Below are 13,241 nucleotides of genomic sequence, written 5' to 3'. Positions count from 1 at the left end.
CGGCCGGTGACGGACGAACACCCGCCCGGGCCCGCACCGTCCGGCGGCACTGGGCGTGTCGTCGCTGGTGGCGCCGGGCCTGGTCCCGTCGGCCACGCCGGGCGGGACACCGCCGGCGGTGGCGCTGCGGGCGATGGCGCTGCCGGCGGTGATGGTGCGCCTGTCGTGGTCGGGCCGGCCGGCGCCGACCCCGGGCCCGCCGTGGCGGCCCTCGCTCAGCTCCTCCAGAGCGGCAGTGACGGGGTGACGGCGGCCGGGGCCGGGATCGTGCTCTCCCCCGGCTTCGTCTCGGCCCGCCTGCACGGCGTGCGCGGTGACCGGCGTGACGCCGTACTGGCCGCGGTGCGGCTCCTCGGCCTGGAGGACCTGCACCGGCTGGGCGATCGCGCGGGCGTCCTGGTCGCGCTGTTCGGCATGGAGGCGACGAAGCCGCTGGCCGCCGCCGCGAGCCGGGCTATCGCCGAAGGCCGCTGGACCGCGCTCCAGCTCGCCTCCGCCGCCAGCGGCGTGCTCGGCGCCGAACAGCTCGTCCACCTCCTGACCGTGGACGTCCCCGCGCTCGACCCGACCCCGCGGGCCGCCGCCTCCACCATGGCGGCCCACCTCGAACAGATCCTCGCCCCGTACCCCCGCAAGCGGCGCCTCGACCTTCTCCTCGACCTGTGGCGGCAGGTCTCCTCCCACCAGGAACGGCTCCGGCTCAGGCGGCGACGGCGCGCCACCCAGGGCAGGCAGAGCAGGCTCGAAGAGCTCACCACCCGCTACCGCGCCTACGACGACGCGCAGCTCATCGAGCAGATCCGCCGCGAGCTCGGCCATGACCCGTCGGTCGCCGAAGCCGCCCGCTGGTACCCGCACACCTGGCAGGCGACCATGTTCATGCGCCGCACCCTGGCCGACGCCCTCGCCGCCACGGCCCTGGCACGTACGGCCGTCAACGTGGGCGACCACGGCGTCGTCCAGGGCATGAACCGCTCCACCGCCCTGCTCACCGCCGCCGCCCGTTCCCTCGGCTCGGACGAGGCGGGGGACGCCGCCCGCCGCGTCCCCGGCCTCGCCGGGCTCCCCGCCCGCCCCGGCTGCTACGTCCGGGACCTGGCCGGCCAGCTCGGCAACCCCTCCGAGCCGTACGTCCGGCAGCGCCTGACCAGAGCGGCCGACTACGCCGAGATCATCCTGGACGTCGCCACCGACCGCCTCCTCGAGTTCCGGCACCAGCTCGGCGACTGGTCGGCGGGGAACCTGCGCGACTGGCGCGACAGCGTCGGCTACCTCACCCACCGCGACCCCGCCCAATGGGCTCAGCCGCCGGTCAGCGGCGACCGCCCCACGCTCATGGAGCGCCTGGAGGCCCGCCCCGGCACCGCCCCTGCCGAGGAGGAGACGGCGGGCGACCTGTTCTGGTACGCCGAGCTCGCCGACGCGCTCGCCCTGCTCAAGGGGCACGACCAGGCCGACGTCGAATACGGCCCCCATTACCCCTACGTCGTCTGCTCCCCCGTCCCGGACGACGACCAGCAGCTCGTGCCCTCGCTCGGCTCCATCCCCTCGGCGCTGGCGGGAGCGGCGCAGCTCGTCTCGTTCGGCGGGCGGCCGTCCCGGCAGTGCCGCACCTGGCCGGACCTCACCGGCCGGCTCCTCGCCGACCTGGGCGTCACCGAACGGCTCACCACCACCTTCCGCATCCCCGAGCCGCTGCTCGGGTTCGACGGCGCGCCGCTGCCCGGCACCCAGGCGCGCCTGGAGTTCGCCCGCAACGCGCGGATGCTCGCCCAGTGGGCCACGTACATGGGCAACTGCATCGCCTCCCTCCCCTACGTCGAAGCCGCGGAACAGGGCAAGTCCGCCCTGGTGGCGCTGCGCGACGAGGGCGGCCGGGTCGTCGCCAACATCGAGCTCGAACCGCACGCCCGCGGCTGGCGCGTCAACGAGCTCCGCGCCCGCTTCAACGCCGAACCCGAGCCTGACCTGCGCCGGCGGATCCTCGCCTGGGCCGCCGCCCTTCCTTCGTCCGTCCCCGACGAGCCGGCCGGACCGCCCGCCCCCGAGCACCTCCCCGAGCCCCGACCGGCCACCCGGCGCCGTGCCGACCGCACCTTCCAGGAGGTCAGCGGGCCCCTGGCGCGGCTCGCCGCCGACGCCCTGGCCATGGAGGACACGTTGGACGCCCTCCACACCCTGCGTTCCCTGTACGACCGCCGCCCGGACGGTGATTCAAGGGCCCTGGCCCAGGACGACGCGCAGGCCGGGCCCGGCCCGGATCGGGACGCGCTCCCGCACACCGAGCTCGTGACCGCCCTGCGCCGCCTCTCCGCCGACCGCGTCGAGCGCCTCTGCCGGGACGAACTCCCGTCAGTGGGCCTGGCGGCACTATGGCGGGCCACCGCGGTACGCCCGCTCGAACAGGCCCTCGCCGCACTCCCCGCCGCCCACCGCCCCCACGCGACCGAACCCGGGAAACACCCCCAGCCGGCCGGACCTGGGGAAGGCCCTCGCACGCCTGGGGAAGGCCCTGACCCGGCCGGGTCCAGGGGCCGGCCGCAGCTCGCGCTGCTCCTGCTCGACGCGCCCCTGCCCGGTTCCCTCCGGAAGCTCGCCCGCTACGAGGCCGTCGCCCCGGCTCGCTCGATGGAGCTGGTCGCGCGCAGGATCCGCGCCGCCGTCGGCCGGCTGGCGCGCGCGGGGGACCCCGTGCTGGCCCTGCAGGTGGCCCGCCACGCCGACACGGCGGTGCTGTGCTCGCTGGTCGTCGCGGCCACGTCCTGGCCGCCGGATCCCCGGCTGCCGACCGTGGCGCTGAGCGAGCCGGGCAAGACGAGCATGCCGGGGTTCCCCCGTTCCGACCTCGAGGACCCGTCCGGGCCGTGGCAGCGCGCGCTCCCCGGGGCGGTGGAGCTGGGCGCGGACCTGGACACGTTCCGGGCGCGCGTCGCCGCCGAGGGGCTGCAGGTCCCGGTCGCCTGGCTGGGGCACGGCGGCTGGAACGCGCTGTGGCAGCGCGCCGCCCGCTGAGTTGACGTGCCGAGGCGCCATCACGGCCAGGCGCCTTTACGTTGTAGATCTCCACCGGAGCCCCTCTAGGCTGAGCACCATGGACCTCGCCACGGCCGCCAAGCTCTGGGACCCCGCCCCGGGCTGGCTGAACACCGCCTCCTACGGCCTCCCCCCGCGCCCCGCGTTCGAGGAGCTCCAGGCCGTGCTCACCGACTGGCGGCACGGCCGCACCGACTGGAAGCCGTGGGACGCCTCCGTCGGGCGCGCCCGGGCCGCGTTCGCCCGCCTCGTCGGGACCTCGGCCGCCGAGGTGAGCGTGAGCTCGACGGTGTCGCAGATCATGTCCGTGGTGGCCACCGCGCTGCCGCCCGGCGCCAAGGTCGTGGTGCCGGAGATCGAGTTCACCAGCAACCTGTTCCCCTGGGCGGTGGCGGCCGAGATCGAGACCGTGCCGGCGGACCGGGTCGCCGAGGCGATCACCCGTGACACCGCCGCCGTGGCGTTCAGCGTGGTGCAGTCGGCCACCGGGTACGTGACGCCGCTCGCCGACATCGTGGCCGCCGCCCGGGACCATGACGCCCTGGTCATCGCCGACGCCTCGCAGGCCTGCGGCTGGCTGCCCGTCGACGTCGCGGGCGTGGACGTGCTGGCCTGCGCGGCGTACAAGTGGCTCATGGCACCGCGCGGTGCGGCGTTCGCCTACCTGTCGCCGCGGCTGCGCGACCGCATGCGCCCGCTGGCCGCGAACTGGTACGCCGGCGCCGACGAGGGCGGCTCCTACTACGGCCCGCCGCTGCGGCTGGCCGGTGACGCGCGGGCGTTCGACCTGTCGCCGGCCTGGTTCTCCTACGTGGGTGCCGCGCCCGCCATCGAGCTGCTGAACGAGATCGGCATCGAGCGCATCCGCGACCACGACGTCGCCCTGGCCAACCGGTTCCGGGCGGGCCTCGGCCTGCCGCCGTCCGACACGGCCATCGTCTCGGTGGACGCGCCCGGGGAGCGGCTGGAGGCGGCCGGGATCCGCGCGGCCGTACGGGCGGGCGGGGTGCGCGCCTCCTTCCACCTCTACACGACGGAGGACGACGTCGATCGCGCCCTCGACGCCCTGACCTGACCAGGGCACTGCCGTGCGACGCTCCAGGCCGGTCAGGGTGCCGCCGGCTTGCGGCGCCCTGACGATCCGGCCGCGGTGGCGTCATTCGTCCGACGGGTGGGCGAGGATCAGGACCAGCGCGTCCAGCAGGCGCTGCCAGTCGCCCTCGCCGAGGTCGCGCCCCAGCGGGACGGCCACGGCCGCCAGGGCCCCCGCCAGCTTCGCGCGTACCGCCGCGTCGTCCTCGCCCGCCGCCTCCGCCAGCCTGCCGGCCGCGCGCCGGAAGCGGCGGCCGCGCGTGAACTCCACCAGGGACGGCGGCGGAGCCGGCTCCCCGCCGCGCTCCCGCTCCGCCCCGGGGTCGGCGAACGCGATCACGAGCCGGGTGCCGAGCGCCTCGGCGAGCCGGTCGAGGGCGGAGACGGTGGGGTTGCCCCGCCCGTTCTCGAGGTTGGCGACGTACGGCACCGAAAGCGCGGCGTCGGCGGCCACCGACGCCACGGTGCGGCCTTGCGCGGCCCGGCGGGCGCGCAACCGCCGGCCCAGTTCGACAGCGTCCACCCCTCTATCTTGACAGAATAATCGGCACCACGTTCTCTCTTGTGAGAATAATTCTCCTGAGAGGAGGGCCGGCGATGCCGCATGCCCATGCCCTGCGCGTCCGCGACTTCCGGTACCTCTGGGCGGCGGGAGCCGCCGGCGGGCTCGGCTCCAGCATGCTCGTCGTCGCCATCCCCGCCCACGTCTACGCCGTCACCGGGTCGGTGCTGGCCACCGGCGTCACGCTCGCCTTCGAGCACCTGCCGTCCCTGCTGCTGGGACCGGTCTCCGGCGTGCTGGCCGACCGGTGGGACCGCCGCCGCCTGATGATCGCGACCAATCTCGTGCACGCGCTGGCGATCTCCGTCGTGCTGCTCGCCAGGACTCCCGAGACGATCTGGCTCGTCTACGTGGCCGTTCTGGGACAGGGTGTGGCATCGGTGTTCTTCCGTCCCGCCGCCCGGGCGCAGATCCCCTCCGTGGTCGGCACCGGCCCCACCCTGACCAGCGCGAACGCCGTCAGCGCCGTCACCACGGGCGTGGTCGGGCTCGCCGGGCCGCCGCTGGGCGGGCTGCTGTTCGCGACGTCCGGCGTGGAGGCGGTGGTCGCCGCGGCGGCAGCGGCCGGTCTCCTGTCGGCCACGTCCATCGCCCGCACCTCCCCCGTGCCCGCGACCTCGTCCGGAACCGTCAGGAACGGGCCGGAGGGTGGTGCCGGTGTGACGGGCTCCGTGGGGGCCGCCGTCCGGGAGGGGCTGCGGGTGGTGCGGCGGGCGCCGGCGACGCGGGCGCTGCTGGCCGCCGACGGCGTGTACCTGCTCGCCAACGCCTCCCTGACCGCCCTGCTCATCCCGTTCGGCGTGGCCACGTTCGGCGGGAGCACCGAGGTCGGTTACCTGCTGTCCGCGCTGGGGCTCGGCTTCCTGCTCGGGGCGCCCGTCAGCCGCCGGCTGGTGGACCGCTTCGCGCCGAGGCGGGTCATCGCCACGGCGCAGGCGCTCGTCGGCGTCGCCTTCCTGCTGCTGTTCAACAGCACGTCGCTGCCCGCCGCGCTGGCCTCCGCGGTGCTGCTCGGGCTGCCGGGGGTGACGGTGCTGGTGGCCGTGCAGACGTACGTGCAGCGCGCCACTCCCGGGCACCTCCTCGGCCGGGTCACCGCCGTGTTCCTCACCGTGGAGGCGGCCGCCACCATGACCGGCGCCTTCGCGGGCCCGGCGCTGAGCGAGCTGTCGGGCCTGCCGGTGGCGCTCAACGCCGCCTGCGCGGTGACCCTCCTGTCGTCGCTGGTCACGCTCTGCCTGCTCCCGGCCTCGTCCCGCCCGCCGCGCCGACCCCGGACCGCGATCAGGTGAGCGGGTGCTCGAACCCGCGCTCCGACATCCGCCTGGCCACCTCCATCAGGTCCGCCCTGAACTCCTCGACCCGCTCGCCGGTGAAGCGGACGGTGGGCCCGCTCAGCGTGAGAGCGGCGACCGTCGCCTTCGATCCGCCGGTGACCGGGACGGCCACCGCCGACAGGCCGGGCTCGCGCTCGCCGTGGCTGACCGCGTACCCGTCGCGCTCGGCCTGCGCGGCCCACTCCCGCAGCGTCGCCACATGCCCCTCCCCGTACGGCGAGGAGCGCGCCACCCGTTCGAGCAGCCGCTCGGGCGCGTCCTTGAGCAGCACCTTGGAGGACGCGCCCGCCCACAGCGGCAGCTCGTCGCCCACCCGCACCACGTGCCGCAGCGGCTGCGGGCTCTCCTGCTGCGCGATGCACACGCGGTGCACGTCGCGCAGCACGTAGAGGTTGACCGTCTCCCGCTGCCGCGCCCCCAGCTCCCGCATGAGCTGCACGGTCTCCGGCGGGAGCTCCCAGGCGTTGCGGGCCAGGTGCGCCCACCGCCACAGGGCCGGGCCCGCCGCGTACCCCTTCGGCGTGGCCCACAGCAGCCCCATGTGCTCCAGCGTCTGCAACATCCGCAGGGCGGTGGTCTTGGCCAGCCCGGTCTCCTCCACCACCTCGCGGATCGTCAGCGTCCGCCGGTCCTCGGTGAGCAGCGACAGGATGTCGAACGCCCGTTGCACGCTGCGCACGCCGCCGGCGTCTTCAGCCTGGTTCGAAGGCACGGGATCCTCACTCGTCGGTCGAATGGTTACCTGCCGCTCACCCTCTCATGCGGCCGGACCGCCTGCGTTGCCGCTGATAGCCGGGCATATTTCAAATTTCCTGGAAATGGGCGCGCCGGGAAAGCGATTCCTGAGGCAGTCCCCGCTCAACTCCGGCGGTCCGGAGCCAGCGCGGCGAGTTCGTCCGCTCGCCGGAGGTCCTTGGGGCGGCCCAGGGCGCGGCGCATCCGGATCAGGTCCTCCCGGCTGACGTAGTGCACTTCCAGGCCGCCGGGACCGGTCGCGGTGATCGCGCGATCGAGGCAGTCCCGGACGCGGAGGCCGCCCCAGGGCAGCGCCGGGGTGCAGCAGTCGCCGCCGGCTCCGGGCGCGGTGAACCGCACCTTGGGGCGGAGGAAGGAATCGGGACGAGTGGCCACGGGCCTGCCCTCGTCGTCCGCGAGGCGGGCGCCGGCGGAGGCGAAGGCGGCCGCCAGGGCCGGGGCGTGCTCCGGGACACCGTCCCAGAGCAGGTCCAGGTCGCCGGTCAGCTCGGTGGATCCGTGCATGATGCCGGCCACCTGCCCGATGACGACGGCCCGGACGCCGTGGTCGTGAAGGGCTTGGAGCAGGGGGAACGGGTCGAACCCGAGGGCGCCGTCCGTGCCGATCGTGCCGACGTCGTCGTCGGCGTCCTCGTGACCCAGGCCGGTGACCGCCCGGTTCCCTGCCAGTTCGCGGGTGCGCCGGGCGGCGGCGCGGAGCCGTTCCAGCGGTTCGTCGATCATCCGGCTCATGCAACACCAGGACGTGCTCGCGGCGCACCGGATTTTCCTCGGTCAGCAATCGATTTCGCCCAGGCAGGGGCGGTGAGGGGCCTTAGACGTACGGGAGGGGGTTGCGGGTTCGGCACCGATCGGTCCCACCTCTGACAGCGCACCGTAACCGATCGCTACGTTCCGTAATCACTCTGCCCGGCAAGACCAATTCACGGAAACCCATGGACCCCTCCACTCACAGAGAGGCATCTTCATGCGCCACACAGCCCGCATCGCCACCCTCACCCTCGCCGGCGCGTTCGCGCTCGCCGTCGTCGCCGTCCCGGCCTCCGCCAACGTCCCCAGCGGCATCGAAGGCACCGTCAGCACGCTCAACGGCAACAGCGTCCTCAACGGGAACCAGGTCCCGGTGTGCATATCCGGGGTCGAGGCGGCCGGTGTCGGGGTCAAGGTGCCGGTGGGCTCGAAGGACTCGGCCGGCTGCGTCCAGCACTGACCCGCCCCCTCGCGGTCTCTCCCCGGGACCGCCCATAGGTCCCGCAGCGCGGCGTTCGTCCTGGTGCTCACGGCCGGCGTCGATGTCCGGCACCACCGGACGCCGCGCTGCGGCCCGCATCCCCGCCGCGCGGCACGGAGCCGCGCGGCGGGTCGTCTCACACCCCGTAGCGGCTCTTCAGATGCCGCCACCAGTCACGGAACATCCACGCGTCGAACTCCGTGATCGACGACGCGCTGCCCGCCTTCATCAGGAAGCAGCACACCCCGGTCGGCGTCCAGTCGTAGAAGTCGTCCAGGCCGAACGAGTGCCCCATCTCGTGCAGCAGGATGTGCACGTTGTCGGCGTTGAGGTTGGACAGGTAGTACTCGCTGCCGATGCGCTGACCCCAGTCGCCGCCCGCACCGCCGCCGAAGCCTGCGGTCAGCCAGAGCGACATGTCGTAGTGGTGCGAGGCGCCGCCCGGGCAGTTCGGGTAGTTGCCGCTCTGGTTGAAGAACCGGCCGCACGCCTCGGCGCACTGGGGAGCGTTCTCGCGGATGTCGTTGACGTAGATGTCGACGGAGGTGTCGCTCCACTGGAGCTGCGCGCGGTCGCGCACGGCCCAGCCCACCACCTTCACCGGCACACTGCTGTACGGCCAGCCGTTGTGGCCGACCATGACGTCCATCCACTTCTTGAACTGGCGGGCCAGCGTGGCATGGATCTGGTCGCGCTGCGCGGCGGTCACCGAGGCGCTGGAGTCCCAGCGGACGCAGTAGTTGATCGAGCCGCGGTTGGCCATGACCTGGTCCCAGCCGTAGTTGCGGAACCCGTACAGGTTCGGGTAGGTGCTCTCCTGGTGCTGCCAGACCTCGTTCAGCGGGGTGACGAGGTTGCCCGGAGGGTTCCAGCCCGTGCCGCCCGGCGAGCCGGCGGTCCACGCCCTGACCTCCAGCAGCCCGACCGACGCCTGCCCGCTCTGCAGCACGACCCGCAGCCGCGTGGTGCTCACGGCCGAGGCGAACGTGACCCTGTTGTAGGCGTTGACGTTGATCGGGTAGGTGCCGGGAATGTCCGCGTACGCGCTGCCTGTCCAGCGTTGCAGCTTCCACGAGGCCGGGACGCGCACGCCGCCGCCGTCGTCGAAGAAGTACACCTCGGCGGAGGTGAGCGGCTGGGCGGCGCTCCAGGTGAGCTCGGCCCACTGGGAGCCGGTGTTGGGCCAGGTGCCCCAGCGGCGGTTGACGGTGTCGTTCGAGCTCGGGGGGTCGATGCCGTCGTTGATCGCCGCGACGCTCTCCCAGGGGGAGGTGTACGAGGCCATCGGGGTCGCGGTCATCGCCACGTTCGTGTCCGCCAGGGCGGGGCGGGCCGGTAACAGGAAGCCGCAGATGAGCAGGATGGGCAGGATGGCCAGGCGTCTCATGCGTTTCTTCACGCCGGTCCTCCGTTCTGGTAGCGCTAACATTCGTGGGACCTTGTCGGCCTTGTTGGGCCTTGAGGAAGGGCGCGCTTCCTCAAGGCCCGGCTTGTCCGTTCGGCGCACCTTCTCGTCGAGCCGTCGTCCGTGTCGCCGTCGCCCGGTCCGTTCGGTCCGTTCGGGACGGCTCGCGGCGGGACGGCCGGCGTCGGAGCTGTTTTCGTTGGGACGACAGCCGAATTCCAACGGGCGGCAGCCCCTGCACGAGACTTGATCGCACGCCGTGGTGCGGGCGTCAATCCAGGCTCGGGAGGACTGTCGGCGACCTGCGGGTTCCTGCTGAAACTTTCATCTCCACCGAGGGGCCGCAGGGTGAACTCGTCGGCCCGCACCGGACCGGGCGGGGCGCTCGGGTCTCGGCCGCAGTCTTGGCCGTCGGCGCTGACGGGGGGTCCGGGGCTCGGCCGCGGTTTGTCGGTGGGGCCGCGTAGGGTTCCGGCATGGCCATGCTCATCGGGCGCGAACGACCCGCCGCCGTCCTGCGCGGCGCGGTGGAGCGTGCGCTGAGCAGCCACGGAGCGCTGGTTCTCGTGACGGGCGAGGCGGGCATCGGCAAGAGCACGCTGGTGGCCGATGCCGCCCAGGAGGCCGTGCGCGGGGGCGCCAGGCTGCTCACCGGCGCCTGCTGGGAGGGCGAGGGCGCGCCGGGTTACTGGCCGTGGGTGCAGGTGGTCAGGCAGCTGGCCCCCGGCGCCACGCCGCAGAGCCTGGCGGGGGCCGACGGGGAGGCGTTCCAGCTCTACGACGCGGTGACCGGCCTGCTGGTGGACGCCTCGCGGGAGCAGCCGGTGGTGGTCGTGCTCGAAGACCTGCACTGGGCGGACGCGGCCTCGCTGCGGCTGCTGGAGTTCGTGGTGCGGCACGCCTGGTTCGAGCGGCTGCTCGTGATCGGCACCTACCGCGACGCGGAGGTGGACGGGCCGCTCAGCCCTTCCCTGGAGGCCAGGGCCACCACCGTGACGCTGGCCGGGCTCGACCTGGAGGGCGTGGAGCGGCTGGTGGCCCGTACGACGGGGGTGGCCCCGGAGGCCGGGCTGGTCGCGGACATCCATCAGCGCACGGGCGGCAACCCGTTCTACGTGGAGCAGACCGCACGCCTGTGGCAGGGCGGCAGCCCGCTCGCGACGATCCCGCCGGGAGTGGGCGCGGCGATCCGGCGGCGGCTGTCGCGGCTGCCGGGCGGCGTGCTCGACGTGCTGCGCACGGCGGCGGTCCTGGGGCGCGAGTTCACCGAGAGCTGCCTGGTCACGGCCTTGACCCACGCGTCGTCACCGCAACCCGGCGTCCAGCACGACGACCCCGCCACCCCGGCGCCCCACGCGCCGGCGAGCGGCGCCACACCCGAGCTCGCCGCCACGCGACCAGGCGATCTCACAGCCGCCCTCCCGCACCCCGGCACCGCCAACGCCCGCCCGCATCCCACTGGTGGTCCGCTGCCGGGGCGGCGGGGCGGCGCCGCCCTTGCTTCTCAAGGGTCCGTCCGTCAGGCGCTCGAGCAGGCCGTGTCGGCGAAGCTCGTCGTCTCGCACGGCTCCGGGCGCTACGCGTTCGTGCACGATCTGGTGCGCGAGACCCTCTACGCCGAGCTCGACGAGCCGAGCCGGGCCGCCCTGCACGCGTCCGCGCTGGTGGCGCTCGACACGGCGCTGCCCGCCGTCCGCGCTCACCACGCCTACCTGGCCGCCGTGCCCGACGCGGCCGACCTGCTCCTGGTGGCGGCCCGGGACGCCGAGGGCCGGATGGCGGACGAGGAGGCCGTGGGCCACCTCCGCCGCGCCCTGGACCTCACGCCCGCCTCCGACCTGCGCCGGCGGGCCACGATCGGGCTCGACCTGGGCGTGGCGCAGCACCGTGCCGGCGACACCACCGCAGGGGTGCGCAGCCTGGAAACGGCCCTCGCGCTCATCCGCCGGCTCGACACCCCCGACCTGCTGGCGATCGCGGCCCTCAAGCTGCACGACCTGGTCCCCATCGGCGAGGGCCGCTGGACCGGCTTCGTCCACGAGGCCCACCACAAGCTGGTGCACCACGACACTCCCACCCGGCTCCCGGAGGCCACCCCGCCCTGGCCCGGCCTGGGTGGGGCTCGGGGCGCAGGCGAGCGCGGGGGTAAGGGTCCGGCGAGTGGTGAGGACCGGCTGAACGTGGCTGCGCGCGAGCTGACCGAGGTGGCCGCCGACCTGGCCAGGCAGGGCGAGGACGACGAGGCGCTCGGGTACAGCCTGCTGTCCAGGCTGGGCGTCATCTGGGGCCCCGGCACCACGGCCGAGCGGCTGGCGATCACCGAGGAGCTGTCGGCGGTGGCCGGCCGCACGGGGGACGACCAGCTCGAGCTGACCGCGCGTTCCTGGCGCACCGGAGCCCTGCTGGAGCTGGGCGACCCGCGTTGCCTGGCGGAGCAGCGCGCGTTCACCACCCGGGCGGAGTCCTCGGGGCTGGCGCTGTTCCAGCACGAGGCCGCCGTGCTGAAGGCCACGTTCGCCACGCTCACCGGCCGCTTCGACGAGGCCGACGCCTGCATCGACGCCGCCTACGACCTCGGCGAGCAGCCGGGCATCGGCAGGCACGACCTGCGCTGGATGCAACGCTGGTCGGCCGCCCTGCTCAGGGGCCGCTTCGACGTCGCCGGCACCGTGCTGGAGGAGATGCGGCACGGGGGCAGCCCGCACTTCCCGCTCTACCAGGCCGTGACCGCGGTGCAGCAGGGGGGAAGCAGCGAGACGGCCATGCGGCACCTGGCACAGATCATGGCGTCGGGCGAGCAGTACCTGCGCTGGATGGCGCCGCTGTGGCTGAGGTTCCAGGCGCAGGCGGCGGCCCGTTCGAAGGATCCCGTGCTCTGCGAGCACGCCAGGGCCGCGATCTCCCCGTACGTCGGCCAGTGGGGTATCACCGCGACCGTCGCCGTGGAGGGCCCGTACGCCCATTGGGCGGCCGTGCTGGACGCGGCCCAGGAACGCTGGGACGACGCCGTCGCCGGCTTCACCTCGGCCTACCGCGCGGCCGACGTGCTGGGCGCGCGGCCCTGGTCGGTCGAGTCGCGGGCCCGGCTGGCGGAGGTGCTGCAGGCCCGCGGCGACGACGCCTCCGCGCTGATCGAGCAGGTGGAGCGGGAGGCCGCGGAGCTGGGCATGCTGGTACGCCTGCCGGGCTCCGGCGCCGCCGCCTTCCGCTTCGACGGCGAGGTGTGGGCCCTGACGTTCGCCGGTCGTACCGTGCACCTGCCCGACTCGAAGGGCCTGGCCGATCTGCGCGTCCTGCTCGCCCGCCCGGGCAGCGACGTGCCGGCGGTCGAGCTGCTCAACCCGCCGGGCGGCGAGGTGGTGATCGCGGCGCGCGGCATGGGCGGCGACGACGTGCTCGACGAGGAGGCCAGGGCGCGTTACCGCAGGCGGCTGGAGCTGCTGGACGAGGAGATCGACCGGGCGGTGGAGCTGGGCGAGGAGCGCCGTGCGGCCGAGTACGACGTGGAGCGGCAGGCGCTGCTGGACGAGCTTCGCACCGCCGCCGGTCTGGGCGGCCGGCCTCGCCGCCTCGGGGACGAGGCCGAGCGCGCCCGCAAGGCGGTCACCAACCGCATCCGCAACACGCTCCGGCAGCTCGACCAGCGCCACCCGGAGCTCGCCGCGCACCTGCGCGCCTCGGTCTCCACCGGCTCGACGTGCCGCTACCAGCCGGCCTCGGAGGTGCGCTGGTCCACCTGACCGTTGGTGCCGGCCTTTGCGGGCGCCCCGGCCTCACGGGCATGCCCACATTGCTGGCGTCCCGGCCTACGGGCGAGTCCACATT

At 74.2% G+C, this 13,241-nt stretch carries 9 protein-coding genes; 5 read left to right on the top strand and 4 right to left on the bottom strand.

The annotated features are described in order from the left end of the window. Positions 1-165 precede the first annotated feature (165 nt). Entirely contained in the window at positions 166-3,012 is a 2,847-nt protein-coding gene (locus HD593_RS23450) for a hypothetical protein (RefSeq protein WP_185104265.1), read from the top strand. Positions 3,013-3,091: 79 nt separating this feature from the next. Further along, entirely contained in the window at positions 3,092-4,108 is a 1,017-nt protein-coding gene (locus HD593_RS23445) for an aminotransferase class V-fold PLP-dependent enzyme (protein ID WP_185104264.1), read from the top strand. Positions 4,109-4,189: 81 nt separating this feature from the next. Here the strand turns inward: HD593_RS23445 and HD593_RS23440 are convergent, their stop codons facing one another. Further along, positions 4,190-4,648, bottom strand: coding sequence for a helix-turn-helix domain-containing protein (locus HD593_RS23440; protein WP_185104263.1), 459 nt, complete (start codon positions 4,646-4,648; stop codon positions 4,190-4,192). Positions 4,649-4,722: 74 nt separating this feature from the next. Here HD593_RS23440 and HD593_RS23435 point away from each other — a divergent pair, with 74 nt between their 5' ends. Then, on the top strand, positions 4,723-5,979 hold the full coding sequence (locus HD593_RS23435; protein WP_185104262.1) for an MFS transporter: 1,257 nt from the start codon (positions 4,723-4,725) through the stop codon (positions 5,977-5,979). On the opposite strand, the gene HD593_RS64455 is transcribed toward HD593_RS23435, so the two are convergent. Together HD593_RS64455 and HD593_RS23425 are read right to left on the bottom strand one after the other, a co-directional pair. Continuing rightward, positions 5,972-6,736 (bottom strand): IclR family transcriptional regulator, encoded by a 765-nt coding sequence (locus HD593_RS64455; RefSeq protein ID WP_312903644.1) that lies wholly within the window; start codon positions 6,734-6,736, stop codon positions 5,972-5,974. The genes HD593_RS23435 and HD593_RS64455 overlap by 8 nt on opposite strands. Positions 6,737-6,882: 146 nt before the next feature. Then, positions 6,883-7,503, bottom strand: coding sequence for a hypothetical protein (locus HD593_RS23425; RefSeq protein ID WP_246546694.1), 621 nt, complete (start codon positions 7,501-7,503; stop codon positions 6,883-6,885). A gap of 244 nt (positions 7,504-7,747) precedes the next feature. Between HD593_RS23425 and HD593_RS23420 the strand changes: the two genes are divergently transcribed. After that, positions 7,748-7,990, top strand: coding sequence for a hypothetical protein (locus HD593_RS23420; protein ID WP_185104260.1), 243 nt, complete (start codon positions 7,748-7,750; stop codon positions 7,988-7,990). Between the two features lie 157 nt (positions 7,991-8,147). Here the strand turns inward: HD593_RS23420 and HD593_RS60355 are convergent, their stop codons facing one another. Further along, positions 8,148-9,410 carry a hypothetical protein gene (locus HD593_RS60355; protein WP_221524911.1) on the bottom strand — a complete coding sequence of 421 codons (1,263 nt, stop codon included), beginning with the start codon at positions 9,408-9,410 and terminating at the stop codon, positions 8,148-8,150. Between the two features lie 482 nt (positions 9,411-9,892). Here HD593_RS60355 and HD593_RS23405 point away from each other — a divergent pair, with 482 nt between their 5' ends. After that, complete coding sequence (locus HD593_RS23405; RefSeq protein WP_185104259.1) at positions 9,893-13,156, top strand: ATP-binding protein; 3,264 nt, start codon at positions 9,893-9,895, stop codon at positions 13,154-13,156. Positions 13,157-13,241 lie beyond the last annotated feature (85 nt).

The organism is Nonomuraea rubra (genome assembly GCF_014207985.1).
GTDB lineage: Bacteria > Actinomycetota > Actinomycetes > Streptosporangiales > Streptosporangiaceae > Nonomuraea > Nonomuraea rubra.
The sequence above is the reverse complement of the archived record's forward strand: the minus strand, read 5'-3'. Positions and strand labels throughout refer to the sequence as shown.